This is a genomic window from Chryseobacterium sp. CFS15 (assembly GCF_031118795.1).
Classification (GTDB): domain Bacteria; phylum Bacteroidota; class Bacteroidia; order Flavobacteriales; family Weeksellaceae; genus Chryseobacterium; species Chryseobacterium indoltheticum.
This window is the reverse complement of record NZ_JAVHYL010000011.1, coordinates 1-26,756: the sequence shown is the minus strand read 5'-3', so window position 1 is coordinate 26,756 and position 26,756 is coordinate 1. Positions and strand designations below refer to the sequence as shown.

General features: G+C 33.1%; 24 protein-coding genes. 14 read left to right on the top strand and 10 right to left on the bottom strand.

All coding sequences use genetic code 11. The features are described from left to right. Positions 1-126: 126 nt before the first annotated feature. The 4 genes from dacB to OH814_RS16260 all read left to right on the top strand — a co-directional run bounded on the left by dacB (position 127) and on the right by OH814_RS16260 (position 5,225). The gene (gene dacB, locus OH814_RS16275) at positions 127-1,593 is read left to right on the top strand and encodes a D-alanyl-D-alanine carboxypeptidase/D-alanyl-D-alanine-endopeptidase (RefSeq protein ID WP_308828886.1); all 1,467 of its coding nucleotides are present in this window, start codon (positions 127-129) and stop codon (positions 1,591-1,593) included. 120 nt (positions 1,594-1,713) lie between these two features. Continuing rightward, the gene (locus OH814_RS16270; protein ID WP_308828885.1) at positions 1,714-3,597 is read left to right on the top strand and encodes a M1 family aminopeptidase; all 1,884 of its coding nucleotides are present in this window, start codon (positions 1,714-1,716) and stop codon (positions 3,595-3,597) included. Positions 3,598-3,694: 97 nt separating this feature from the next. After that, a complete protein-coding gene (locus OH814_RS16265; protein ID WP_308828884.1) occupies positions 3,695-4,066 on the top strand; it encodes a hypothetical protein in 372 nt (123 codons plus the stop codon). A 244-nt stretch (positions 4,067-4,310) separates the two neighbouring features. Next, on the top strand, positions 4,311-5,225 hold the full coding sequence (locus OH814_RS16260; RefSeq protein ID WP_308828883.1) for a T9SS type A sorting domain-containing protein: 915 nt from the start codon (positions 4,311-4,313) through the stop codon (positions 5,223-5,225). A 142-nt stretch (positions 5,226-5,367) separates the two neighbouring features. Here OH814_RS16260 and OH814_RS16255 read toward each other — a convergent pair whose 3' ends face one another. Continuing rightward, complete coding sequence (locus tag OH814_RS16255; RefSeq protein WP_308828882.1) at positions 5,368-6,234, bottom strand: cupin-like domain-containing protein; 867 nt, start codon at positions 6,232-6,234, stop codon at positions 5,368-5,370. 166 nt (positions 6,235-6,400) lie between these two features. Here OH814_RS16255 and kbl point away from each other — a divergent pair, with 166 nt between their 5' ends. The 6 genes from kbl to gldG all read left to right on the top strand — a co-directional run bounded on the left by kbl (position 6,401) and on the right by gldG (position 11,996). Then, positions 6,401-7,597 carry a glycine C-acetyltransferase gene (kbl, locus tag OH814_RS16250; protein ID WP_123885559.1) on the top strand — a complete coding sequence of 399 codons (1,197 nt, stop codon included), beginning with the start codon at positions 6,401-6,403 and terminating at the stop codon, positions 7,595-7,597. A gap of 67 nt (positions 7,598-7,664) precedes the next feature. After that, a complete protein-coding gene (locus OH814_RS16245) occupies positions 7,665-8,105 on the top strand; it encodes a hypothetical protein (RefSeq protein WP_308828881.1) in 441 nt (146 codons plus the stop codon). A gap of 83 nt (positions 8,106-8,188) precedes the next feature. After that, positions 8,189-8,839, top strand: coding sequence for a hypothetical protein (locus OH814_RS16240; protein WP_308828880.1), 651 nt, complete (start codon positions 8,189-8,191; stop codon positions 8,837-8,839). Positions 8,840-8,931: 92 nt separating this feature from the next. Next, complete coding sequence (locus tag OH814_RS16235; RefSeq protein ID WP_308828879.1) at positions 8,932-9,486, top strand: CopD family protein; 555 nt, start codon at positions 8,932-8,934, stop codon at positions 9,484-9,486. A gap of 109 nt (positions 9,487-9,595) precedes the next feature. Next, complete coding sequence (locus OH814_RS16230; RefSeq protein WP_076562211.1) at positions 9,596-10,324, top strand: ABC transporter permease subunit; 729 nt, start codon at positions 9,596-9,598, stop codon at positions 10,322-10,324. 4 nt (positions 10,325-10,328) lie between these two features. Further along, positions 10,329-11,996, top strand: coding sequence for a gliding motility-associated ABC transporter substrate-binding protein GldG (gene gldG / locus OH814_RS16225; RefSeq protein ID WP_115619649.1), 1,668 nt, complete (start codon positions 10,329-10,331; stop codon positions 11,994-11,996). 52 nt (positions 11,997-12,048) lie between these two features. Here the strand turns inward: gldG and OH814_RS16220 are convergent, their stop codons facing one another. After that, on the bottom strand, positions 12,049-13,257 hold the full coding sequence (locus tag OH814_RS16220) for a hypothetical protein (protein ID WP_308828878.1): 1,209 nt from the start codon (positions 13,255-13,257) through the stop codon (positions 12,049-12,051). A gap of 347 nt (positions 13,258-13,604) precedes the next feature. On the opposite strand from OH814_RS16220, the gene OH814_RS16215 reads away from it, so the two are divergent. Next, the gene (locus OH814_RS16215; RefSeq protein ID WP_308828877.1) at positions 13,605-16,538 is read left to right on the top strand and encodes a SusC/RagA family TonB-linked outer membrane protein; all 2,934 of its coding nucleotides are present in this window, start codon (positions 13,605-13,607) and stop codon (positions 16,536-16,538) included. 11 nt (positions 16,539-16,549) lie between these two features. Continuing rightward, complete coding sequence (locus tag OH814_RS16210; RefSeq protein ID WP_308828876.1) at positions 16,550-18,058, top strand: RagB/SusD family nutrient uptake outer membrane protein; 1,509 nt, start codon at positions 16,550-16,552, stop codon at positions 18,056-18,058. Positions 18,059-18,380: 322 nt separating this feature from the next. On the opposite strand, the gene OH814_RS16205 is transcribed toward OH814_RS16210, so the two are convergent. Further along, positions 18,381-19,421, bottom strand: a complete 1,041-nt coding sequence (locus tag OH814_RS16205; RefSeq protein WP_308828875.1) for a tetratricopeptide repeat protein — start codon at positions 19,419-19,421, stop codon at positions 18,381-18,383. A 67-nt stretch (positions 19,422-19,488) separates the two neighbouring features. After that, a complete protein-coding gene (locus tag OH814_RS16200) occupies positions 19,489-19,818 on the bottom strand; it encodes a hypothetical protein (protein WP_308828874.1) in 330 nt (109 codons plus the stop codon). Between the two features lie 603 nt (positions 19,819-20,421). Between OH814_RS16200 and OH814_RS16195 the strand changes: the two genes are divergently transcribed. Further along, on the top strand, positions 20,422-21,096 hold the full coding sequence (locus OH814_RS16195) for a YceI family protein (protein ID WP_076562205.1): 675 nt from the start codon (positions 20,422-20,424) through the stop codon (positions 21,094-21,096). Positions 21,097-21,761: 665 nt separating this feature from the next. Here OH814_RS16195 and OH814_RS16190 read toward each other — a convergent pair. The 6 genes from OH814_RS16190 to OH814_RS16165 all read right to left on the bottom strand — a co-directional run bounded on the left by OH814_RS16190 (position 21,762) and on the right by OH814_RS16165 (position 26,457). After that, positions 21,762-22,499: an SDR family NAD(P)-dependent oxidoreductase gene (locus tag OH814_RS16190; protein ID WP_308828873.1), complete on the bottom strand. Its 738-nt coding sequence runs from the start codon at positions 22,497-22,499 to the stop codon at positions 21,762-21,764. A gap of 138 nt (positions 22,500-22,637) precedes the next feature. Then, positions 22,638-23,207 carry a Crp/Fnr family transcriptional regulator gene (locus tag OH814_RS16185; protein WP_123885549.1) on the bottom strand — a complete coding sequence of 190 codons (570 nt, stop codon included), beginning with the start codon at positions 23,205-23,207 and terminating at the stop codon, positions 22,638-22,640. Between the two features lie 95 nt (positions 23,208-23,302). Further along, a complete protein-coding gene (locus OH814_RS16180) occupies positions 23,303-24,055 on the bottom strand; it encodes a YwqG family protein (RefSeq protein ID WP_308828872.1) in 753 nt (250 codons plus the stop codon). A 15-nt stretch (positions 24,056-24,070) separates the two neighbouring features. After that, positions 24,071-24,889: a DUF2314 domain-containing protein gene (locus tag OH814_RS16175; protein ID WP_308828871.1), complete on the bottom strand. Its 819-nt coding sequence runs from the start codon at positions 24,887-24,889 to the stop codon at positions 24,071-24,073. Positions 24,890-25,053: 164 nt separating this feature from the next. Further along, the gene (locus tag OH814_RS16170; protein WP_115619641.1) at positions 25,054-25,980 is read right to left on the bottom strand and encodes a lipopolysaccharide assembly protein LapB; all 927 of its coding nucleotides are present in this window, start codon (positions 25,978-25,980) and stop codon (positions 25,054-25,056) included. A gap of 48 nt (positions 25,981-26,028) precedes the next feature. Further along, the gene (locus OH814_RS16165; protein WP_115619640.1) at positions 26,029-26,457 is read right to left on the bottom strand and encodes a DUF4268 domain-containing protein; all 429 of its coding nucleotides are present in this window, start codon (positions 26,455-26,457) and stop codon (positions 26,029-26,031) included. A 140-nt stretch (positions 26,458-26,597) separates the two neighbouring features. Between OH814_RS16165 and OH814_RS16160 the strand changes: the two genes are divergently transcribed. After that, a partial coding sequence (locus tag OH814_RS16160) for an Rrf2 family transcriptional regulator (protein ID WP_308828957.1) occupies positions 26,598-26,756 on the top strand: 159 nt, incomplete at its 3' end.

The following is a 26,756-nucleotide window of genomic DNA, read 5'->3' as shown; positions in this document are numbered from 1 at the left end:
GTCTACCTAACTACCATACCATAATAATTTCTACATTTGGACGTTGACTATATGTTTGGAATGCGATGAATGATTTAACTAATTGTTCTTTACTTAATCCAAAATATATACAAAAGAAAAAATTAGATGGTAAATTTCAGAAAATATATTTCAGGTATTACGGTTCTGACTGCTGGTTTTCTACTTGCTCAATCGACCGTTTCTACAGTTCTTTACTCTCAGAATTACGACAATAAAACAAGCTTAAACCTTCCATCGCCAGCTGCGTATGTGGAAAAAGCTATTTTGTCGCCAAAAGAACTTGTAGATATCAGTGTAAACACAATGATGACGGATCCCGTGTTGAAAAATGCAACCTGGGGATTTGTGGTCTACGACCCGAAAACGAAGAAAATAATTTCTTCTTATAACGAAAATACTCCGCTTGTTCCCGCTTCTACAACTAAGCTGTTAACTACCGAAACTGCGATGAGCATGTTGGGTGAAAACTACCGTTGGATGACGCAGTTGGAATATTCGGGAGCGATCGATGAGAACGGAACTTTAAACGGGAATCTTTATATTGTAGGAAGTGGTGACCCATCGTTGGGAACCAATAAGGCAGGAGCCTGGTCTTACAAAGATATTGTCTCAGATTTCGCAGACGGAATGGCTCGTGAAGGTATCAAAAAGGTAAATGGTGACATTATTATTCAGACAGCGCTTTTCAAAGGTAACATTTCAGTACTTCCGGAAAATGTTGTGTGGCTAGAAAACAATAATTATTATCTTCCGGTTGGTACAACACGAGAAATCAATCCTGCAAACGAGAAACTGATTGTAAAAAAATCAATAAATCCTGCTGCTGATAAAAGATTTTTCTATGTTTCGCCGTATGCCAACAAGATGGTGTATGCCGAGAAATACGATGGGAACGGTACTTTAACTACAAAATTACCAGATGCACCCGCATTCCTTGCCAATTCATTCAGAGCAAGTTTGGTGAAAAGTGGAGTAGCAGTTACCGGAAAAGTAACTCCTAAAATGACAGATGCATCTCCTGAAATTAGAAAGATGATTTCAACGTATAAATCTCCGACTTTGGGCGACATCATTTACTATACCAATCAAAGAAGTGATAATTCATTAGCCGAAGCTTTGCTTAAAACAGTAGGTTTCCAGAAAATGGGTGATCAGACTTCAGAATCGGGTAGAATCGTGGTTAATAATCACTTAAAAGATATTGCATTTGATTTGGAAGGGTTAAATTATATGGACGGAAGTGGGTTGTCTAGAAGTAATCATGTAACACCAATTTCTCAGGTAAAGTTTTTAACATCTTTAATGGATGAGAAATTTTACAAAGCATATTTTAATTCTCTTCCGATTGGCGGACAGTCAGGAACGCTTAAAAGTATGTTTTTGGGAGAAGGAAACGGACAGGTTTTTGCAAAAACAGGAACATTAAATAAAGTAAAAACTTTAGCAGGATATTTAAAAACCAATTCTGGAAGAACACTCGTTTTTTCTTTGATGGTGAATAATTATTCAGGATCAGTAGGACAGGTGAAAAGCAAGATGGAAACAATTCTTAAACCGGCTTTGGATCTTTAAAAAAAATATTAATTTCATATAGAAACCTTTTAATCTTTGATTGAAAGGTTTTTTTTATCTTTAAGCTCTAATTATCTGACAATGAGAAAATTTTATATTTTATGCATAAGTATCTTTCTTATGAATACTTTATCGGCTCAACAGCAAAATGAGAATGTAGAAAAAAAAGGTTTATTAAAAAAAGAAATGAAATCTTATGCGGCTAAAATGGCTGCAGGAAATATTAATCCTAATACGTTGAACTACGATCTTCAGTATCAGAGAATGGAGGTCACTATAGATCCTGCTGTTTACAATATCTCGGGATCGGTAACTTCTCATTTCAAGCCAACACAAGCATTGAATAGTATTTATTTTGATCTTGATCTTAACCTCAATGTTTCTCAGGTAAGTTTTCACGGTCAGAATCTTGCTTTTCAGCAACTTCCAACTAAAGAGATAAAAATAGATTTTACAGCTTCTTTGCCCGCGAATGTTTTAGATTCTTTAACTATTCAATACAACGGAGCTCCAAATACTGCAGGCAATGCATTTTTCAACGGTTCTCAAGGCGGAACACCAATTCTTTCAACTTTAAATGAACCTTATGGTGCACAGGATTGGTTTCCTACAAAACAAAGTCTAAATGATAAAATTGAAAGATTTGATATTAAAGTAACGACTCCTGCTCAATATAATGTTGCAGCAAATGGGAAATTGATGTCTGAAACTGTTTTAGGAAACGGTCAAAAGCGTACTTTCTGGAGAACACAATATCCGACGGCGGCTTATCTGATTGCACTTTCAATTACAAATTTTGTAAAACTAAATGATACAATGGGAAATCCACCTTTTCCTTTTGTAAATTATATATATCCGTCTACGAATGCAAATGCAACAAGTATGGCGAATATCGATTGGACAAAAACGGTGATGAATACTTTCGAAAATTATTTCGGACCTTATCCGTTCCGCAATGAAAAATATGGTCACATGGAATTTGAAGCTGGTGGTGGTATGGAGCATCAAACCATGTCGTCAATGGGATCATGGAGTAAGCAACTCATTGCTCATGAATTGGCACATCAGTGGTTTGGTGATAAAGTAACTTGCGGAGCCTGGAACGACATTTGGCTGAATGAAGGTTTTGCTACTTTTGGAGAGCATCTTGCGTATGAAAAACTGATCATGAACAATGCCGATTTTCTCAATTATCTTTTAGGTGAAAAAAATTACATTACAAGTGTAAGCGGTGGAAGTGTTTACGTTGCAGATAGTAATCTGGGAAACATCAATTCTATTTTTAGCGGAAGATTATCGTATTCAAAAGGAGGATATGTCGTAAGAATGATTAAATGGATTTTGGGAGATACGGTATTTTATCTGGCATTAAAAGACTATCACGCAAGACCAAATCTGGCTTATAACTATGTGAAAACTGCCGATTTGAATTCTTCTTTATTTACTTCGACCGGAAAAGATTTTACAGAATTTTTTAATGACTGGATTTACGGGCAAGGATATCCTACTTATGACATCCGATGGAAACAGGTTGGAAATCAAGTGACTTTTAAGGCTTCACAAACTCAGAGCCACTCGTCAGTTAGTTTTTTTGAGATGCCTTTACCTATAAAAGTTACCGGAACAGGCGGGCAGACTGCTTTTTTTGCTTTAAATAATACCTCAAATAATCAGTATTTCACAGAATCTGTAACTTTCCCTATTGCTAGCGTACAGTTTAATTATGAATATCAGATGTTAGAAAAAAACTCTACGGTTTCCCAGGATAATACTTTGAGCACTGCAGATTTTAAAAATGAAGAGTTTAGCATTTACCCTAATCCGGTTAAAGAAAATCTGTTTGTTTCCGGATTAAAAAGAGAAGCAGACTATCAGATTTTCACAGCAGACGGAAGATTAGTGAAAAAAGGTAAAACTGATAAAAAGATTGAAGTATCAATATTACAAAAAGGAGTTTATTTTATTAAAATATTAAATTCAAATTTAAAATTCGTAAAAGAATAAAAAATAAATTATTGTATTGATTTTCAGTGTATATTTGTTAAAATACATAAAAATAGTACGTATGAAAACAAATTTATTTCTTTTAAAATTCCTTTTAATGACATTTTTAATCTTGAATGTTGTTTCTTGTGAGTCTAAAAAATCAGACAATCCTTTACTGGATACGCAATGGAATGGTTTAGCAAAAATTCCTCAGGAAACAGAGATTATTTTAAAATTCTCTAAAGATAAATTTGATGTGCTGCAGGGAGATAAAATCATCGAAACGATGAATTACACTCTGAATAATGGTGACATCAATATTGAAAAAAAATCTGGTGGAACACCTTGCAATGTGGGAACCAAAGGTAAATACAATTATGAAATAATAGGTGAGAATCTTGTGATGACACCTGTTTCAGACGACTGCGCAGACCGAATAAAATCTTTTCAGGGAATTGTGTACAAAAAAATTGAAATCAAAAAATAATACAAATTATTGTTTTTTTATCATAAAAGCTTTCATTCGTGAAGGCTTTTTTTGTTTCTCTATATTGTGAAATTGATTTCGTGAAAATACATGTCAGCTGTTGATGATACAAGTGTCGTAATTTATAAATTTTGAATATTAATTAAATATAAAAAGAAATATTTAAATTACTGAGAATAAGGTACTACTTTTGCAACCCTTTACAATTACAACTGGTTGATTCATTAATTGTTAAATATTTCCTATGAAAAGAAAACTATTTATTGTAATGGCAAGTCTGTCATTTGGAGCGTTTTACTTTAAAGCGCAGATGCAAAAAATCTCTTTTGAAACTTCAGAAGGATATGTTGTTGGAAATCTAGGTGGACAACAGGGTTGGACAAACTGGGGCGGAGTTCCGGCTGCTAATGCGACGGTTGTTAATTCTAATTCCACCGACGGAACAAATTCATTTAATATGTTAAGTACCGGAGTTGTACAAGATCCATGCGGAATTGAAAAGAATATTACAAGTTTTGTGACCAGCAACGATGTTGAGATATCTTTTGATTATAATTTTGCAGGACTCAATTCTTCATCTTATGAAATAGCAATTTACAATAATGCACTAATTTCAGATTATACAGCCTCTTTTCAGATTGATTATCTAACGGGAATATTAAGCTACAGAACGGCCACGGGATTGGCAGACGGTCCTGTTTTAGCGGCGAATCAATGGCATAATTTGAAAATAATCATTAAGCAATCTGATAATACTTTACAGTATTTTGCAAATGGAACTCAGATTTATTCGGGGGCATTGGGAATTAATAAAAATGTACAGGCGATCGATTTCGTTTATGATGATTACGGGACTGGTTTCAGAGTTGATAATATTCAGATCAATAATCTTCCGGTGCTTTCCACTGATGAAACTGTGAAAAAAGAAGCGATAAAAATTTATCCAAATCCGACGGCAGAAACATTAACTATTGAAACAGAAAGTAAAATCACTTCAATTACAATTTTTGATGCAAAAGGGAGTTTAATTAAAAATTTTCATGAAACCGGAATTTCTAATGGAAAAAAAATTGACGTTTCAGATCTTATTTCTGGAGTTTATATGGTGAAAGTAAAAACGTTAACTTCAGAATTTACCAAGAAAATTATCAAGAAATAATATTATAGGCCGGAAGATAGATGATGGAAGTGGGACGTTATCGAATTGATAAAAAGATTTTTTGTCGTTAATTTCTGAAGTTTTATTGATTTTGTGAAGATTTAAGCGAAGGCTAATTAAAACATCTTACTTCCTGCATCCATCATCCAGCTTTACTCATTGCTTTTTCAGCTCGTTTGTTAGCAATTTTCACCTTGTAATTAAACCATTTTTCGTTAAAAACTGTTCTCATCGCATTATCAAAATGTCTGATGATGACTAGATTTTTAAAACCTCTCCATTTTTCGAGTAAACTTGATGGTAACGCTCGGACGGATACGGAATATCCTTCAGTTTCATATTGAATATAATGCCACCAACCGGAAGGAATATACAAAGTTTCTCCGGGATTAATCACTGCTTCGTAGCCGTTAAGAAATTTCAAAGCAGGATATTTTTCGTAATCAACTTCCTGAAGATTAGCAAGGCTGTGAAAATTATACGGGAGTTTGTACATCAAATCAGATTGTTCCCAAGGAAAAAGCCAGATTCTTTTAATTCCTTGAAATTGTGTGATGAAAACGTGAGACATATCAATGTCAATATGGTTTCTAGTAATAGAACCTTTTCCACCAAAAAACATAAATGGAAGCCATTTTAAAACCCTGCCATTCGTCACATCATTGTAATGAAGATCATCTTTAAGCTCTGGTTTTAGGGTCAAAAGATTAAATAAAAACAGGCGGTATTCTGTAGTTTTTGTACTGATTAAATCTAAATATTCTGAAAAAGTGGTTTCTGCCACAGGTTTACTGGCAACTCTGTCAATAGATTCCAATTCGCTGCCGTAAATATTTACTTTGGTTTCACCTGCTATTTCTTTGAAATATTCATAATTCCATTTTTGGAAAGCCGGACTGTCTTGTTCTATAAAATCTTTTAAAATAACAGGTTTACAGACTTTCATGTGATTGGTAATAAATTCATCTGAACTGATATTCTGTACTCTTTTTATCGGTGTCAATTTCATTATAAAGAATTAAGAAAGGTCAAATGTAATAATTATTCTACAAAATTAGTAGACTATTTGGTTTGGATTTTTTAATAATTTATAACCCAAAAAATCAATAATGGTACCGAAACGTATTTTGTTTAATGCCTTTTTATTAAATTAGCGCAACTTAAATTTAATTATAATGATCTCCGGAAAATATCTTGAAAATCTAAAGAACGAGCTGAAAAATATCGAAAATGACGGTCTTTTTAAAAAAGAAAGAATCATCACTTCTCAGCAAAGTGCAGAAATAGAAGCAAATGGAAAAAAGCTTCTGAACTTTTGTGCCAATAATTATTTGGGATTATCAAATCATCCTGAAGTAATGAAAGCTTCGCAGGATATGATAGAATCTCACGGTTACGGAATGTCTTCGGTACGTTTTATCTGTGGAACTCAGGATATTCACAAACAGTTGGAAGAAAAAATTGCTGAATTTTTGGGTCTTGAAGACACGATTCTTTATGCAGCGTGTTTTGATGCAAACGGTGGTGTTTTCGAACCTTTGTTTACAGACGAAGACGCGATTATTTCAGATGAACTGAATCATGCTTCAATTATTGACGGAGTTCGTCTTTGTAAAGCTGCAAGATACCGTTACAAAAACAATAATATGGCAGATTTGGAAGCTCAGTTGATTGCGGCTTCCGAAAAAAATCACAGATTCAAAATCATCGTTACAGACGGAGTTTTTTCAATGGACGGAATTGTTGCAGACCTAAAAGGAGTTTGCGATTTAGCTGATAAATATGATGCTTTGGTGATGGTTGATGATTCTCACGCTACTGGTTTCATTGGAAAAACAGGTCGTGGAACGCATGAAGCCAACGAAGTGATGGGTAGAGTAGATATTATCACTTCTACGTTAGGAAAAGCTTTGGGTGGTGCTTTAGGCGGATTTACGTCTGGTAAAAAAGAGATTATTGATATGCTGAGACAGCGTTCTAGACCTTATTTGTTCTCAAACTCATTGGCTCCTGGAATTGTTGGTGCAGCTTTGAAAGTTTTAGAAATGATTTCTGACGACACTTCACTTCGTGATACGGTAATGGAAAATGCAGAATATTTCAGAACGGAAATGAAAGCAAAAGGTTTTGATATTCCTGATGGAGATGCTGCAATCGTTCCTGTAATGTTATACGACGCAAAATTGGCTCAAAAAATGGCAGAAAAACTGATGGATGAAGGTATTTATGTAATTGGTTTCTTCTATCCGGTAGTTCCGAAAGAAAAAGCGAGAATCAGAGTTCAGCTTTCTGCGGCACATACAAGAGAGCATTTAGATAAAGCAATTGCTGCTTTTGAAAAAGTAGGAAAAGAATTAGGCGTAATTTCTTAAAAATAAACACTTCTACAATTGTAGAATAAAAACAGAATTTCTATATTTACTGAAATTCTGTTTTTTTATGCTTAAAAATATCTTACTAACACTGCTGTCAATTTTTGTTTTCGTTTCTTGCCAAACCAAAACCAATCAATACATTAAAATCTCTGATAAAGTTCAGAAACGACACGGAAAGTGGAAAGAAGAATATCCTACCGAAGAAGGAACTTTGGTTACTACAGGAAGATACAAGATGGGCGAAAAAGTGGGAGTCTGGAAAACATTTGTAGGGGATAAATTATATCAAAAAGAAAAAATTGGAAGAAAGAAAACCAAAATGTTCGTTTATCATCGAAATGGAAATATTATGGAGCGAGGACAAACAAAACTTGATATTTCTGAAACCGAGCGCCATTGGTATTATTTCGGAGACTGGAAGTTTTATGATAAAAACGGAAAGCTGAAGTATATTAAGAAATACACTGATGGAAAAAAAATAGACAGTGTTTCTTTTAATAAATAATTATTTTCAGAAATATAAATTATTTTGCTGGCGAATACAGAATTGTTTTATTTTTAGCAGATTAATCTTTTGAAAATCTTTTGATGAAAAAAACTTTATTCCTGTTTTTTATTTGTGTTTTAGGAAGTCAGCTTTCTGCGCAGTCTGAAGATTTTAAATCGATTATTACGGTAAGTACGTTTTCACCATTTCGGGATCAGCGATATAACATTGGTTACATGCAAAAATTGTCTGAAAGATGGTGGCTGGGTGCAGAAGTAGGATATGGTTCTGAAGAAATTACGCCTTTTAACCATAATGATTTCAAAGGGAAATTTAATATGTTTGAAATTCGGCCGGAAGTTTTTTACAGTTTAAATCCCGATTCTAGATTGAAACATCTCGTTTCTGCAGAAGTTTTTTACCTGAATCATAAAGGTGATAATGTCAATGGAAATTATTATGATGAAAATGACAGCTATTACTCATTCAGTTCTGCAGATTACAAACGAACTAAAGCGGGATTAAACATCAATTACAGCATCATGCTTCACAAAGAATCGTCCTGGTTCGGATTTATGCCTAAAATTGGTTTCGGAATCAGGCAAACTGATATTTCTTACAACAATATGATAAATCGAGAAGAAGGATATGAACCGACTGATGGATTGCCATTCCAGTTTTTACTAAACAGAGAAGGTTCTACCGTTCGTTTTAATTTCAATATTGATATTAAACTTATTTTTAAATTTTAAAATAATTCAATTAATCTTCTTTAATCATCATTTTCTCATATAAAATTCACTTTTTTTCTGAAATAAACTATCTTTGCACTCAAATTTTTACGATGCTTTATACCATCATCAAGGCGTTACACATTATTTTTATGGTCAGTTATTTTGCGGGAATTTTTTATCTCGTAAGGATTTTTGTGTACTATAAAGATACCGATGCTTTTTCAGACGAAAAAAAGACGATTTTGCGAGAGCAATACACGTTTATGGCTCGAAGATTATGGAACATTATCACCGTTCCTGCCGGAGTAATCATGGCAGTTTGTGGTTTGGTCATGATTTTTTTAAATCCGGGCTTAATGAAAATGCCGTGGTTTCATTTAAAACTAACTTTCCTGATCGGATTGGCAATTTACCATTATTGGTGCTGGAAAAAAGTGAAAAAATTAGTGGAGCTTAACGGAAATACTTTAAAAACAGCCAATTTAAAACTAAGACAGGCTAACGAAATTGCCACATTTATTTTATTTTTGGTCGTGTTTACCGTTATTTTAAAATATCAGGTTATTGAATATTGGTGGCAATTAATCGTAGGATTTTTCGTTCTGGTATTTTTAATCATGATGACGGTGAAGCTCGTGAATAAGAAAGGGAAAGGTAAAAAGTAAAAAGAGCCAAGTAAAAATTAATAACGTTAATAGTGAATGGTCAATTGTGAGTTAATATAACACCAATTATCTAAAACCTAATTCCTATAACCTAAAACCTAAATAAAACATGTTTGCAATTTTAAAAAAAGAACTTTGGAGTTATTTTGGCAACTGGAGCGCGTGGATCATCATTGCGGCATTCAGTCTGATAACAACTTTGTTTTTGTTTTTCTTCGAAAATGATTCTAATATTTTCGACATCGGAATGGCGTCTTTACAAAGCTATTTCGTTTTGGTACCTTGGTTACTGATGTTTATCATTCCGGCGTTGTCGATGAAAACTTTTGCGGAAGAACAGCAAACGGGAACTTTAAACTGGTTGTTTTCTCAGCCTTTGAAAGTTTCAGATTTGGTTTCAGGGAAATTTCTTTCCGTTTGGGTTGTCGGAATTTTATGTCTGATTCCTTCGGTAATTTATTTTTATACGGTTTACGTTTTGGGAGTTCCTGAAGGAAACATCGATATGGGAATGACTTTCGGAAGCTATTTTGGTTTAATTATTTTGATTGCTGCATTTTCAGGAGTTGGAATTTTAGCTTCATCGCTTTCTCAAAACCAGATCATGGCTTACCTGTTGGGAGTTTTCATGTGTTTCATCATGTATTTCGGAATCGAGCAGTTGGCGAGTTATAAATTGTTAGGCGGAGCAGATTTTATTTTACAGAATGTAGGTTTTTATCAACATTTTTTAGGTTTCACAAGAGGTCTTATCGATTTTAAAGATGTTGCCTATTTTGTTTTCATCATCGGTCTTACCTTAACTTTGTCTAATCATTTTATCAATAAAAAGAAGTAAAAACATGAAGAAGATCAACCTAAAATCTCCGTTTGCCATTTTATTGATTGTAACTTTTGCTGTTGCATTAATTCTAGCATTTTCGGGCATCAGATTAGATTTAACAAAAGAAAAAAGATACACTCTTTCAGATAGCACAATTAAAGTTTTAGAATCTGTTAAAAAGCCTTTAACGGTAGATGTTTACCTTGAAGGAGATTTTCCGGCAAGCTTTAAACAGCTGCAGAGTGAAACTAAGTTTATGCTTGAAGAATTCAGAAAGATCAATCCAAAAATAGATTTTAAATTCATCGATCCCATAAAAACAAAAATGTCGCAAGATACTTTGATGGCAATGGGAATGCAGCCTTCGATACTTCCGGATATCAAAGACGGAAAAGTTTCGCAGATCACTTTATTTCCTTACGCTGTTGTAAAGTACAACCAAAGAGGCGTTTCTATTCCGTTGGTGGTACAGCAGTCGAACATCAATGCAGAAGAGCAGCTGAGAAAATCGATTGAAAATTTAGAGTACAATTTAGTTTCAAACATCAAAGCAGTTGCTTCAGATAAAAGAAAAAAAGTAGGAATTCTTGTCAATCAGGACGAATTAAACCCTCGTGAATTTGAAGGATTTATGAATCTTGCATTAGAAAGTTATGATGCGGGACCCATTGTTCCTAAAAATAATGTGGAAATCACTCAGGCAGATGTTCCTTTACTAAAACAAATGAGCGCTTTGGTGATTGCAAAACCTAGAAAAGCTTTCACCGACGGTGAAAAAGTAATTCTTGATCAGTACATCATGAATGGCGGAAAAACACTTTGGATGATTGATGCCGTAAATGCTGAAATGGATACTTTGACGAGATCTAAAAAAGTCATGCCTTTCCCTGTTGATATTAATATGACCGATTTTTTCTTTAATTATGGGTTAAGAATCAATCCGGCTTTGGTAAAAGATGTGAAGAAATATGCACTTTTAAAACTCGTTACCGGTGAAGTAGGAGGAAACGCACAATATACAAGTCTTCCGTGGCCTTATTTTCCTTTAGGAATTGCAGAACACGATCATCCGATTACGAAGAATATTAACCCTGTAAAACTAGAATTTCCTACATCAATAGATACTTTGGGTGGAAGAAAATTTAAAACTCATGTTTTATTTGAATCGAGTGAAAGAACTTTATTGAAGCAGGTTCCAAATTATGTTGAATTAAAAGAAATTTCCAGCGTAGACAGTCTCGGACAGATGGAAAAGCCAAGCACACCGAAAATTTTTGCCGTTGCTTTGGAAGGAAAATTTAATTCTGCATATGCTTCAAGAATCGAAAGAAAATCTTATCCAGGCTTTAAGGCAACAAGTCCGGAAAATAAAATGATCGTGATTGCAGACGGTGATGTAGGAAGAAATAAAATCATTAAAGGTCAAGCTTTACCTTTGGGAGTTGATATGCTGACTGACGAACAGTTTGGTAACGAACAGTTCCTGAGAAATGCCTTAGATTACCTTCTCGATGACAGCAATCTGATGGAACTCAGAAACAGAAACATTGAAGAACGTCTTCTCGATCGTCACAGAATCGCCGATGAAAGAACAAATTGGCAATACCTGAATTTATTTTTGCCATTAGCAATTATTGGACTTTTAGGAGGATTATTCTTCTGGTTAAGAAAAAAGAAATTTGGATAGAATATAGAAAAAGAGAAACTGTGAGGTTTCTCTTTTTTTGTTTATAAATAAATCATCTCGCATTTTTTATGTATTCAATTGCTTCATCAATATTTTTTTTGAAATTTTTTATTGAATACTTTATTTTAATATCCGGAAGTAAAGGACCCGAATAACCTTTCCAATTTTCCCAATATTTAGTTGAATATCCTACTGTAATTTTCGAATTTGGAAGACGGAATCCCCTTGTTTCCCCATAATGATTTACATTTCCGCTCGTTGGTTCTCCTACAAGAATCGAGTTGAAATTTCTTTTTAGGTCAACCGCATTCATTAACGCAGAGGAAAAAGTTTTCTTTCCAATCAAAACATAAAGAGAACCTTTCTTATTCATGTAATTTTCACTTAATTTATCAAGAAATGGCTTTAAAATCGCCGAATTTCCACCGCTGTTATTTCTTAAATCAAGAATTATTTTTTCAGGTTGATGTTTGTCAATATCCCTGAATAATTCATCGTTGAAAACAGTAAACGGTTTATTATCTTGTTCTGAGCAATCCTGATAATTAAAATATATTATGTTTCCGTCATCAATGATTTCATACCAATACTTATCGTTGTTTCTATATCTTAAAAGTTTTGAAAACGGTTCGTGGAAATTATGTTTTTGTACCGAAGAAATTAAATATTTTTGTTGATTCAAAATGAAATTTGCATTTGTCAATGATTCTATAATTTTCAGACCTTTTAAAACTCTTGGATTATTGATAAAGTTTTGAAAATAAATTTCAAAATAAGATTGATTATCACTTTTTATGATTTTTCTAAAGTCTTTGATTATGTCATTGGTCGTTTTGTTTTCTACTCCGTTAAGTTTTGTATAAAGTAAATTAGAATGCAGGGAATCTGTTTTTGTTACATAGATCCCTTCTTTAAAAAAATCAAAATTTATGGGGAACTTTGTTTTGTAGATAGGCTCAATTCTTGTGTGTTCATCATCAATTTCTTTGATTAATTTGTAAAGTTCAATTTCAAAAATTTCATTATTCAATGTTTTGCTTTTCTGCGCTATTTGTTCAATTTTTTGATTAAATTCTTCTTCAGAAATTTTTGCAAACAGATTCTTATGTCTTTTGGGTAATTCTTTTTTTAGAAATTCTAAATCTTCAACAAATTGTTGCGCAGTCAGATTTTGAGCACCTAATTTTAGAATTGAAAAGAAAAAAATAGCGGAAGTAATAAAAAACTTTAGTCGAGTTTTAAGCAGATTTAATTTTTTCATTTTATGTTTTAATTAAAAGACAACTTTAAAGACAATTTTATTACAAAATTCCTAAAAAAAACGACTTTAAATGTTTATTCTCATGCTGGGAAAAAGGTTCAGAAAGAATTACAAAAAAAACTGTGAAGCTTCTCATTTTCTATTAATATAGCAATTTTTATTGCTGAAGGAATATTGCAATATAAATGTTTTTAGGGATTTAATTTTTAAACTTATTAAATCTTATTGTTGATAAGCTTTTTATTTTTAGTTAATTATGTTAAATTAACTAATTTAATATTTTATTAACTTTTTCTTTTTTTTGTTAAAATAAATTAACATATTTGTAATAACAAATTTTTAAAAACATGAATGTGAAATTAAAATTATTATCCACCGGGGTAATTTTCTTTACTGGTGGTGCCATCATGGCACAAGTAGATTCCACTAAGACAAGTAATATTGATGAAGTGGTTATTGTAGCCTACGGAGTACAAAAAAAATCTACCTTAACAGGATCTAATGTCCAAATAGATTCCAAGCAACTTGAAAATCGTCCGATTTCTAATGTATTACAGGCCTTAGACGGTGCTGGTGCTGGTATTCAAATTGCCGCGGGTACCGGTCAACCGGGAGATGGAGCATCAATCAGAATTAGAGGAACGGGTTCGTATTTAGTATCCAACGAACCTCTAATTATTGTGGACGGAGTTCCTTTTCCCGGAGAGCTGAATTCTCTTAATCCAAATGATATTGAGAGTCTGAACGTATTAAAAGATGCAGCCTCAACTGCTCTCTACGGATCGAGCGCGGCAAATGGTGTTATCATGGTAACCACCAAAAGAGGAAAGAAAAATTCTTCAAGATTTACTCTTAATTCAAGTACCGGTATTGTCAGTAGATTTGTAAAAGAATATGAGAGAGTAGGGCCTGCAGATTATTACGTACTTGCTTGGGAAGCAATGCGTAACGGAAGACGGATTACCAATTCGGGTGAAACTTTAGCAGCCTCCAACCTTTGGGCTACAAATAATCTGATTTCAGGGAATCTAAAAGCGAATGTGTATAATGTTCCAAACAATCAGTTAGTAGTAGACGGTATACTGAATCCTGGTGCGCAACTTCTTTATAATGATTTTGATTGGGCAGATGCTATCGTTAATGTGGGATTAAGACAAGATCATAGTATTAGTTTTTCAGGGGGTAATGATAAAAGTACAGTCTTTAGCTCATTGGGTTATACTAAAGAAAATGGATATATTATAAAATCAGATTTTGAACGTCTTAATTTAAGAATTAATGCAGATTCACAGGTAAGAAATTGGTTGAAAATAGGAACCAGCCTGAATGGTAGTATCACAAGTTCTGGAAATGCGGTAGATGGTGCTGATAATAATTCATCTTATATAAACCCGTATGCTTGGACCAGAGGTATAGGACCAATTTATAGTCCCTATCAGCATGATCCAATTACCGGTGAAAGATTATATGATGTAGATGGAAATGTGCTTTATGATAATGGTGCTTCGAGAGGAGCCGATGCGGCTGTTGGAAGAAATGTTGTTTGGGAAACTATCTTAAACGAAAATAGAACAAATGCATATAATATGCAGTCTAATGTTTATGCAGAATTCAAACTGTTGCCTGAATTAAGATTCAGAACCAATGCCGCTTATAATTTTCGGGGAACATTAAATAAAACTTACGGAAACAAATTAATTGGGGACGCCTTGGGGAGAGGCTCAGCAACAAGAACGATGTTATTGACAAGAGATTTTACTTGGAATCAATTATTAACATATAATAAAGATTTTGGCAACCACGGAATAACAGTTTTAGCAGGACACGAGAATTTTGATTATAAAAGGGATTACCTTTATGGTTCTAAAAGAGATCAAGTTTTGAACGACTTTTATGAATTTGGAAACTTTGTAGAAAATACTACCATAAATTCTTATCTGAGAGAAAGGACGAAAGAAAGCTGGTTTTCAAGGTTAAACTATGATTTTGATGAAAAATATCTTTTAGAAGGATCAATACGTTGGGATGCTTCTTCACGTTTTGCTACGGATGTAAGATGGCAATCTTTTTGGTCTGCAGGTGCAGGGTGGGTAATATCAAAAGAAAATTTCTTAAAAGATAATAAATTTGTAAATTTTTTAAAATTGAGAGGATCTTATGGTGAAATAGGTAATGATGATTTGGATACTAATTATGCTTACCAGACCTTTTTTTCTTTAGGATATAATAATAGTACTGAACCAGGAGTATTGCTTACAAAAGTGGGGGATCCGGCAATTACTTGGGAAACTAAAGTCCAGTCTGATGTAGCACTTGAATTTGAATTGTTTAACAGAAGAATTCGTGGTACTGTAGAATATTATAATTCGAGAACAGACGCCTTACTTTTTCCATTTCAGACTCCTATAAACGCGGGTATTCCGGGTAATAATATTGACAGAAATGTTGGAGATTTAATAAATAAGGGATATGAATTAACTTTAAGTGCGGATGTCATAAAAAATAAAGATATAAAATGGACACTTACCGCCTATGGAACTTCTTATAAGAACGAAATTACCCGTCTTTCTCAGAATGAACTTATTACTGGTACTAAAAAAGTTTCGGAGGGTAAAGATCTTTATGCGTTTTGGCTTAGAACTTGGTACGGAGTAGATCCTGCAGATGGCTCGCCTTTGTTTGTTCTAGATCAGAGCTTATACACAGATACTTCGGCAACAGATGTGAGAACGGTAAATGGTGTATTGGTAACAACTAATCAGAACAAAGCAAAATATGATTATCACGGTTCTGCAATACCGGATTTCTTTGGTAATTTTTCTACTACATTCAACTATAAAAACTGGGAGCTTTCAGCGTCATTTAACTACCAGTTCGGTGGGAAAATCTATGATACAAATTATGCAAGCTTAATGGATGCTCATCCACAAGGTGGAGCTTTACATACAGATATTTTAAACCGCTGGACAACACCCGGACAGATTACCGATGTACCAGCGTTGAATTCGGCCACAGCTGCTGCTTCTAATGCTGGTTCTTCAAGATGGTTGGTTGACGCAAGCTATGTAATGCTAAGAAATGCGGCCTTAGGTTATAATTTCAATCCTGATATTGTGAAAAGTGTCGGAGTGAGCAGCTTAAAACTATTCGTTAGCGGAGAGAACCTTTGGTTATCAAGCAAAAGAAAAGGTCTGGAACCTTATTCTACTTTTAACGGTACAGTGAGCAACAGATATTCTCCTTCTAGAATTATAACTTTTGGTTTAAGTACAACTTTTTAAATATAATAAAAATGAAAATCATCAATAATAAAATACTTTTAATTTCAGGGCTTTCTTTATTAAGCATTTTTTCTTCTTGTGAGAGTGATTATTTGGAGAAAGATCCTACGGAATCTGCCAGTGAGCTTTTGATTACATCAAGTTTAGATAACTTAAATATTGCGCTTAATGGGATGCATCGAAATATGTATTACAGACAAAACAGCAGTCAAGGTCAAAATGGTGCTACGGGAGTGATGATCTATATGGACGTAATGGGGGAAGATTTGGTTTTTCCTTCCACCGGTAATAATTGGTTTGTGTCTACTTTGAGATGGCTAGATAATACTAATGCCACTTCTAGCGGCCTTTTTTATCCTTATGATTTCTACTATGGACAAATCAGAATTGCAAACATTATTTTAAAGGCAACTCCCAATGTTACAGGTGATCAGGTTTTAAAAGATAAAGTGATGGGAGAGGCATATGCTTTTAGAGCATATTGTTATTTTATGCTTACTCAGATTTATGCTAAAAGATACGTTGCTGGCACAAGTAATTCACAGCCTGGAGTTCCTTTGAGGCTTGATGATTCTTTTAATCCGATTCCGAGATCTTCTATAGAAGAAGTATATACATCTGTCAATTCAGATCTTCAAAAGTCCTTTTCATTGCTGTCAGGAAAAGCGCGATCGAATAAGTCTCATTTTAATGCCGAAGTTGTAAAAGGGCTTATGGCTAGAGTTGCCTTGGTTCAAGGGAAGTATGCGAATGCAGCAACATATGCTAAAGAGGCTAGACAAGGTTTCGGGTTAATGACTAATACGCAATACAAATCTGGCTTTAATGATTACTCTAATTCAGAATGGATTTGGGGGTATAAGCCTATTGAAACAACTTCTGATTTCTTTGGGAATTTTATGGCATATATGTCAAGAAATTACAATTCAACTCAGATAAGACAAGCACCAAAAGTAGTAAATAATCTACTTTATTCTCAGTTTCCGACTACTGATGTGAGAACGCAGGTAATAGCTCCTACTGGAGTACATACCTCTCTAACATTATCAAACTCATATAGTAAATATCCTTATACGTCTCAGAAGTTTCTATCTGTAAATGCAACAGGGACTGTGGATAATAATACGAGTTTAGGAGATATTCCGTTTATGAGAGCTGCAGAAATGTATCTTATTGAAGCTGAAGCCTTAGCAAAAGATGCCAGAGAACCAGAATCGAAAATAGTTTTTAATGAATTTACTAAAAATCGTAACCCATTATATGTGGGTACTACTAAATCAGGATCAGCGTATATCGATGAGATTCTTACGAGCAGAAGATTAGAACTTTGGGGAGAAGGTTTTAGATTCTTAGATCTGAAAAGATTAAATTTACCATTGGATAGAACCGGTGCAAATCATGTCTCTGCTGTGACGAATAATCTTAGTATGGTGCCGGCCGGAGATAAAAGATGGACATGGCTTATTCCGCAAGCAGAAATCAACGCTTCTCAAGGGTTGGTTGTACAGAATGAACTATAATTTTTAACATTATTTTTAATTCAGAAAATCAGGTTAATATAACCTGATTTTCATATATAATTTGTTCAAAAGGAAAACAAGGATTGTTTCTAAATTCTTGTATGATTAAGGGATTAGTATAATATATCGTATATGTTATGGATTTATGATTACTTATTATTTAATACGATCTTAAAAACAATATTATTTTTTCCATTAGCCATTATCGCACTTTTAGGAGGATATTCTTCTGGTAAGAAAAAAGAAATTTGAATAAAATATAAAAAGAGAAACTGTGAGGTTTCTCTTTTGTTTTTATTAAAAATACAATTAGTTTGAACTATTATTTCCAAGTGTAGTTTTTACTCCAGTCATAAAAACGTTGGATCTCATTAGCGTTGTCTTGATGATATTTTTTTACATCTTCAGCCTGGGAAGGAAGAAAGGCAATGTAAGCAAAAGGCTCAACTAAATTTTTCTCTTTCAATTCAATAAAATAAGGAGCTAAAAATTCCCAATAAAAGCCTTTGTTATCTTCTTGTCCTTCTTTTAGAACGGCAAAAATACTTTCAAATTTATCGATAGCTTTCTCACATTGTGTTTTATTTTTGTTTTTTTCGTCAAAATCTAAAGCTGCAGTCATTGACAAAACCATATCCGCTGTAGAGAAATTATTGATACCTTTCTTTTTTTTGCCTACATCTTCCATTGCCATAGGGTCAATAGCCAATGTGATATTTTTATCATCAGTTTGAGTAACTCCCTGTTGCATCAAATCTATTACAGAGTCTAAGTGTCCTTTTGCACGGGAAGTTTTATTATCAACAGCAAGATACCTTAATGAAGCTAAAATAGATATAATCCTCTTGTCACGATTTAACGCGGCTAAGCCATTCAAAGATCCAGGATGATTTGGATTAAGCGTAGCTGATTTTTGAAATAATTCTAAAGATTTTTCAATTTGCTTATCGTTAACTAAAGTAATTGCTTTATTAAAATATAATTGATAGTAATTCGGATACTTTTTTATTCCCTCATCATAAATTTTTAATGCTTCCTTTGTTCTTTTAGAATGATCAAGAGTGTTTCCATAAGTAATATAAATCGTTTTTATATCTTCTTTGGGATAAATATTAATTGCAAGTTTACACATATCGATGGCTTCATCGTACTTTTTTAAAGCTTCAAGTGTCATTGCTTTTTCTGAAATTGCAAACAAATTATTTTTATCAAGATTAAGGGCTTCTTCATATTTATCAAGTGCATCATTGTATTTACCTTTGTCATGAAGTAAAATACCTTCATTAACCTTTATTTCAGCCTCGTTTTTGTTTTGGGAAAAACTAAGGATAGGAAATAAAATTAATAACAGAAGTGTTTTCATATTTTTTTTAGTTTTTAATAGAGTTTAAAGATAAAGTTTTCAGATAATAAAATTAATTTCTGCATTTCTATATTTCATAATATTCAACCAAATTTTTAAGTTTAATTAAAGCATATTGTAATTCATCCTGCTCAGCTCTGTATTCTTTTATTTCGCCATCTTTTTCAAATTCAGAGATATTAAATCCTTCTTCGATATCGTTGTAATAGAGTACAAAATTTTTATATTTTGCGACTGCCCAAAAACCTTCGCCTTCATTTCCAAATTCATGTTCAGTCCATTTTGTAGGAGTAAATTTTATTTCATTCCAAAATTGAAAGTTTTCCGGACTCATTTCTTTTTCTCCTTTTGAAATTTCTAAAGATAATTCTTCAAATGTTATCGGGTCCCAATTCATAAATTTAGTTTTAATACAGTTAAACAAAAAATACAATGATTATTGAAATACAAATCCAGAACAGAATAATTGGAGTATTGCAAAGAATCAAAATGTAATGTTTCTTTCTATTCTCATTAATCTTTGGAATTATAAAGGCAATATTTAAAATAGTTAAAAGGCCTGCAATTCCGTGAAAAGCAAAGACTATCATTACTGAAAGTGCCCAGATTTCATTTAATTCCCCATATCGATAAGATTCTGGAACTATTTTAGGCAATAAGAAGACAAAAACGAATAATACATTTGATAAAATCGTAAAAATTTTGATGTTATATTTTATTTCCACAGATATTTGAACATTTTAAATTTTAAAAATAAATTGTGGTAATGAAATTTTTCAAATATAAAACAAATCAACGAATCGAGACTTTCTGAACGATTTACAGCTAATTAATCATTTTAAACTCCGATTTTCAAAAGTTTTTTATACTTTTAGTCTTTTCTTATCCTATGTTAATCATTAAGCCTGCAATTTTTCGGAGGTTTGCAGAGTGAAAACAAAATAAAAGTTTTGAGGTTATTAGGATAACAAACAATATTAATATTAAATACATTAAAAAAATGAAGAAAATTGGCGTAATCGCTTTGGCAAGTTTAGGGTTACTTCTTGCATCATGTGGCGATAAAAAAGAAGCTGCAACTGCAGGTCAGGAACAATCAGTAGCTGAAAAGAAAGGAGAAGTTCTTACTGTTGATACAGTAGCTTCTAAAGTAAATTGGAAAGCTTTCCATAAAGGAGGTTTTGCACCACGTTGGGGAACTCTTTCTGTAAGCACAGGAGAATTATCTGTTGCTGATAACCAATTGACATCTGGTGAGTTTTTAATCGATATGAAGTCGATCAAAGTAGATCCTGCTTCTGTAACGGAGAAAGACAAAAAATATACAGATCTTGAAGGTCACCTTAAAAGTGCTGACTTTTTTAACGTAGAAAAGTTCCCAACTGCTGATTTCAAAATCACTAAAGTTGAAGATCTTGCTGCAGGTGCTCAAAACGCTGTGGAAGGTGCAAACAAAACTGTAAGCGGAAACCTTACTTTATTAGGAAAAACAATGAACGTAACTTTCCCTGCAAAAGTAGATATCGTAGAAAAATCTGCTACTTTGAAAGCTCAGTTTACAGTAAACCGTGCTGATTGGGGAATCAAATTCGGAACTGACGAAACTGATCCTGCAGAATGGATGATCAGCAAAGATATCGAGATCGGTATCGATGTGAAAGCAGATCAAAAATAAGTAAGAACATCAATCAATATAAAGACATCTGTAGCAATGCAGATGTCTTTTTGTTTTGATTAATAAAATTCTGCCGTCAATTCGAGTGTTTTTCCGTATTGAAGAGAAGGAAAAATGTATCGAGAATTTTAGTTAAGAATTCAAAAGTTCTCGATATAAAATTCTTTCAGAATCTCACTCGAACTGACGTTTAATTAACTTAGGCTTTAGAAATTTATTTGATTTTTGAATTTACAGATATCTTTAAAATCTGCGAGAGAATTGTTTAAAATTTCTGTTCTTTCTTCCGTTTCCTCAATCTCAATCTTGCATTAGCATAAGGCGAAGAAGTATTCAGCTGAATAATATTCCTAAAGTATATTTTTCATACCAACGGATTCCGTAAAGTTGATTATTCTATTTTGAGCTTATTAGAATTAAAATATTTTCTACTGTGGAATCAAGTTTTAATTTCACTTCACTGGAATCTTCATTCTCATAATCCAGATAAAATTTCTATGCTAGTTTCCCAAGCTCATTCCATTTACATCCGGTTTCTAAGCTTTCAAAGATATAAAAATCAAGCTTAAATATCACCTAATAAGGAAAATTTAAGTTTCCTAAACAAAAAAAGAGAAACTTTGAAGTCTCTCTTATTATTAAATGTTTTTAGAATTCCACAAAAGTTACCAGGGGCTAATTCCTGTTTCATCTTCAATGTCATTGCTGTAAAATTGTCCGGTTGGCGCATTTTCATCAGTCACTGTATGTTTAATAATGAAAGATGCGGCACTTTCTACGGAACCCGGCCCGCTGTGATGATTAAAATCGGTCGCCGTATAACCGGGATCAATCACATTTACTTTGAATGGTAATTCTCTCAACTCATAAGCTAAAACAATTGTGTAGGCATTCAAAGCAGATTTTGATGGTCCGTAAGCAGCGGCTTTTACGTGATAATATTTCCAGTTCGGATCGCTGTGTAAAGTCAACGAGCCTAATCCTGAAGTGATATTGCTGATTCTTGGGCTGTCTGATTTTTTAAGTAAATCTAAAAAAGCTTGTGTCACACTGATTACGCCAAAGAAATTGGTGTCAAAAACCTCCTGGATATCTTTTACAGAAGTTTCGACTGCAGTCTGAGGATTAACGCCTAAAATTCCGGCATTATTTATTAAAATATCCAATTTACCCTGTTCGTTCTCAATGATATTTTTAGCTTTTGAAATAGAATCGGGATTGGTAACATCTATTTCGATGGCTTTGATGTTTTGAAATCCTTTTTCAGCCAATTCTTCTACCACTTCTTCACCTTTTGCAAGACTCCGGCTTCCGAGATAGACAAATAATCCTTTTTGTGAAAGCTGTTTTGCGGTTTCCAGTCCGATACTTCTGTTGGCTCCTGTAATTAATACTGTTTGCATTTATTTATTTTTAATGATACAAAATTCAGTCAATTAAGTAAGATAGCATTTGCCATTTGGCAAAAAGAGACGGGTTTTTAGAACGAATTTTTAAGTTTAGAATATCTACAAAACTTTCAGTGTCCAGCTATTCACTTTTTAGCGAATGTTTTTTCTGATTCTGCTTAGAGAAGATTGCGTTACTCCCAGATATGAAGCAATGTAAGAAAGCGGAATTCTGTTAACGGCTGTAGGGTAAATTTCGAGAAATTTCAAATAACGGGTTGTGGCATCTTCGGATACAAGCGGGCTTCTCCTTTCAACTTTCTGTATCAAAGCTCTAGAAATAATTTTATGAACAATAGCGTCAAATCCAACAATGGTCTGTAGAAGTTCGAGCCAGTCTTTTCTTTGAAAAACAATCATTTTACAGTCTGTAACCGCCTGAACATACGAACTTGAGCAGATTTGATTATCAAAACTTTCAAGATCTACAACCAAATTGTTTTCTTCTATGAAATATTTTGTAATCTCTTCACTTTTATTGTTATAATAGCAAACCCGAAGGATTCCATCAACGACAAACCCAACCTGTTTAGCTATTTTTCCTGCTTCTGAAAAATATTCTTCCTTGGAAAGATGAATTTCAATGGCTTTATTAGAAATAAAATCGACTTGCTGCTCATTAAGGTTTCCAAATTTTAGGATAAAGTCAAATAATTCTTTCATGTTTGCAATTTAGGCAAAGAAATTTTCACGGCATTTGTCATTTGGTAAAAAACAAAAAAAAGAGAAACTCTAAAGTTCCTCTTTTAAAAATTTTATTAGCAACAATCCCAATTAAACCATGCTTTCTCAAAACGTCTGTTTTTTAAATCTTCCGGATTAATAAAGAAATTGGCTACCCCTGAATCTCCAAACATAATTTCTTCATCGGTATCAATCTGTAATAACAGCAAGTCTTCCTTAAGATCTTTGTTGTAATCTCTGACATCTGCTTGCGTAAAATAGGCATAGCCTCCTATTTTGTGACCGGTTCCATCAATAATTTTATTTATTTCTTCTGTCTGATCTTTTGTGAGAGTTTCCTGAAAATCCCAGTAATCTTTATCATTAAACCTCATATTAAATCGAAGATCTTCAGAACTTCCATATTCAATTTCTTTATTGAAATCAAGCTTGTGTTCACAATAAATAGGAGATTCTTCATAAAGATCTTCAGTTAAAAAAGAAAAATCAGTTTGAAATTCTTCAGTGATATCACTATGAAAAACAACCTTATAATCATCCATATCAAACCATTCTGAAGATACAAAAAACTGCAATATTCCTTGGTTTGGATAACCATCAAGAGCGGGAATATCAGCAAAATTGATTTGTGCCCAGAGAACCATCGGCTTATTTTCTTTGTCTTTAGGATATTCCATACCTTTTGGTAAATAAGGTGTTCCTAAAAATTTGCTGTCAAAAATCTCAAGAGATTCTTCTTTTTTAAGAGGAGTGGCAACAATTTTTATCGTTTCAAGTTTGTATTTTTCAAGTTTGGTTTTAAACTCAGTAAGAAATTCGGGTATCATTTGTAGCTTTTCTAGTTAGTTCTTTTCAAATGCAGGAATTAAATGTTCCCAATTAAGCTGTTTAGCATAATCAAAAGCAGATTTTCCTTTGTTTGTCTTTAAATGTTTATCAGCTCCGGCTTCAAGCAGTACTTCTACCGAGCTTAGATTGCCTGCAATCGTTTCACGGTGAAGAAGTGTAAATCCTTCTTCATCAATATTGGTTAATTCGTTAGGATACTCCTCAAGAAATTTCACAAAATCTTCTTTCATGTTTCTGCTCATCGGATGTTCGATGAGGTTTTCAGGCTTTTCACTTTGTTCGTTCACCACTTCAATCTCATTATAGTCTCCAAAATCGAGTTGCCATGCTTCATCATGATCTCTTCTTTCGGATTCCGACATGTCAGCGCGCATTTTTTGAATGGTAAATCCACCATAAGCTTTTGGAATAGGCTCTGCGGATGAAGAAAATAATTTTGAAAAACCTTTTGCTTTTTTCTGCATCGGAGTGATTGCAAAAAGCCAGTCGCTGATTTCGTTTAAAGGAATTTCAAAGTAATCGCCGGGCTGTATTGTTGTCAAATCATTGGGTTCGTTGATGAGATAGCCACTCACCGTATCGCCATCAAAACTGATGTCATTCATCCACATATGTTCTACGATTTTATCTCCATCGGAATCAATTTCTGAAAAAGAAGCTTTTACACAGGCAATGTTTAGTCCCGGGACGATTCTTCGGTATTCCCAAGACAGTTCTCTCCAGAAATATTTAAAAGTTTCCTGCGCTTTCTTGTACGCTTCAATCATTTTTGGGTCTTTTCCGTCTGTAAAAATAAACGAGTTGTTTTCCATTGTATTATAAGAATTTTGTGATTTACTTTAAGTCAATATCAGAATGTATTTGGCTGAAAAACCTTATGAACAAGTAGATGTTGTCTTTTTTTGGTAGTACTAAAATACGGAAAATATTTAAACGGAAGTTTAAATTGTGGTATGTTTTAATAAAAACTTAATTACTATAAATTTTCCAGATCGTTGAGAAGATTTTCGGGATTATAGTTGTATTTTTCGGGAAGTTCAGCTCCATAAAGAAAATGCTCAAAATATAAAGGTGGTAAGCCTACGGATTTTCTTCTTTTATCAAGATTTTCTATATCAAAATAGGCTGTTTTGTTAAAGTTGAGATTTCCTAAAGTTTGTAATGTATAAAGAGATCCTTCACTTGTTTTGTTAATAGGATTCTTTGTAGAGTTTTCATATTCATCAAAGTCAACAAAAAAATCTTTATTGACATTATCTTTTTCAATTTCTTTCCGGAGATAGGGTGTGAAAAAGTTCCATACAAAATCATTCTCTTTATAAGAACCTCGGTGGTGCCACAATAAAACCCATGCACGAGATTCCCAGCCATATTTTTTAGTAAGCTCGATGAGATTGGTAATGTTCGTTGAATCTATTTTTGTAGCTAACTTACCAAAAACATTATCCTCTTTCCTTATAAGCTGATCTGTGGCAATTAAGCTTTGAATTTTCATATATGCTGCAGGATTTTTAAGTTCACGATAATACTGGTTTTCCAAATCATCATATTGAGCTAAAACTTCCTTCATTTCTTTAGACTTTTTATAGGGTTGAAGGTTTTTAAAATTCCTTAAAAAATCTAATGGAGCTAATTGTTTGGTAATACTTTGGATAAGTAATTCCTTGGCGGTTTTACTTTTTTTAAGTTTAAAAGCAATTGCTGCAGCTTCTAAATAGACATCGCTATTTGGATTTTTTGGGTTGAGCTTAATGGCTTCCAAATAATGATCTAAAGCTTTTTGATCTTCTTTCTGATGAGCATAATATTCTGCCAAATAAATTTGTTTCTGTGATTTAAAAACATTTTGTGCAGAAGTGAAAGTAAATGCTAATAGAATAAGTAGCAGGAAAAACTTTTTCATAAGTGTGTTTTGTTTAATTTATATAAATTATTCGTATCGATTTAAATTTTAAACATCTTTTATAAAATCCTCATATTCATAATAAAACCTCTCAAAGCCATCCATTTTTTCGACAAAAAACTCGAAAGCTTCCCGCCATGTATTTTTATTGAACACAGAAATCCCTTCTTTTTCAACCCAGATTCTGCTGATGACTTTTCCATTTTCTAAAGTGTAAAATTCTTCTTTATGAAAATCACCAATAAAATCTTTTAGGATATCTTCAAGCGACCATATTTTATTGTAATAAGCATCTCTGAAAACTTCATCTTTCATTTCGATATCCAAAGAAACTTCTGCTTTTTTCTTGTCGGCATAAAATTTAAATGAAAAATCCTTGATCTTGGTATTATACAAAAGCCATTTTCTCGGAAACGATTTTCCGAAAGCCGTCCAAAACTCTTTTTTTAATTGCTGCGCTTCTTCTTTACTGAACATGAAACAAATTTAGGTAAAAAGTGAAAAGAGCCAAGTAAAAAGTAGAAAGAAACAAATGAAAAAAAAGTTTTTGGAGTCACCCTTTTTACTTTTAGCTTTTGCCTTGGCTCTTCAATATTTTTTTTCCTATTTTTGCTGTAATGCTGTCAAAAAAATCTCAATATGCTTTTAAGGCACTTTCATATCTCGTAGAAAAGAGAAATGAAGGGCCTATTCTTATTTCAGAAATTGCAGAACACAAAAAAATCCCTTTGAAATTTCTTGAAAACATACTGCTCGAATTGAAAAAAGCAGATATC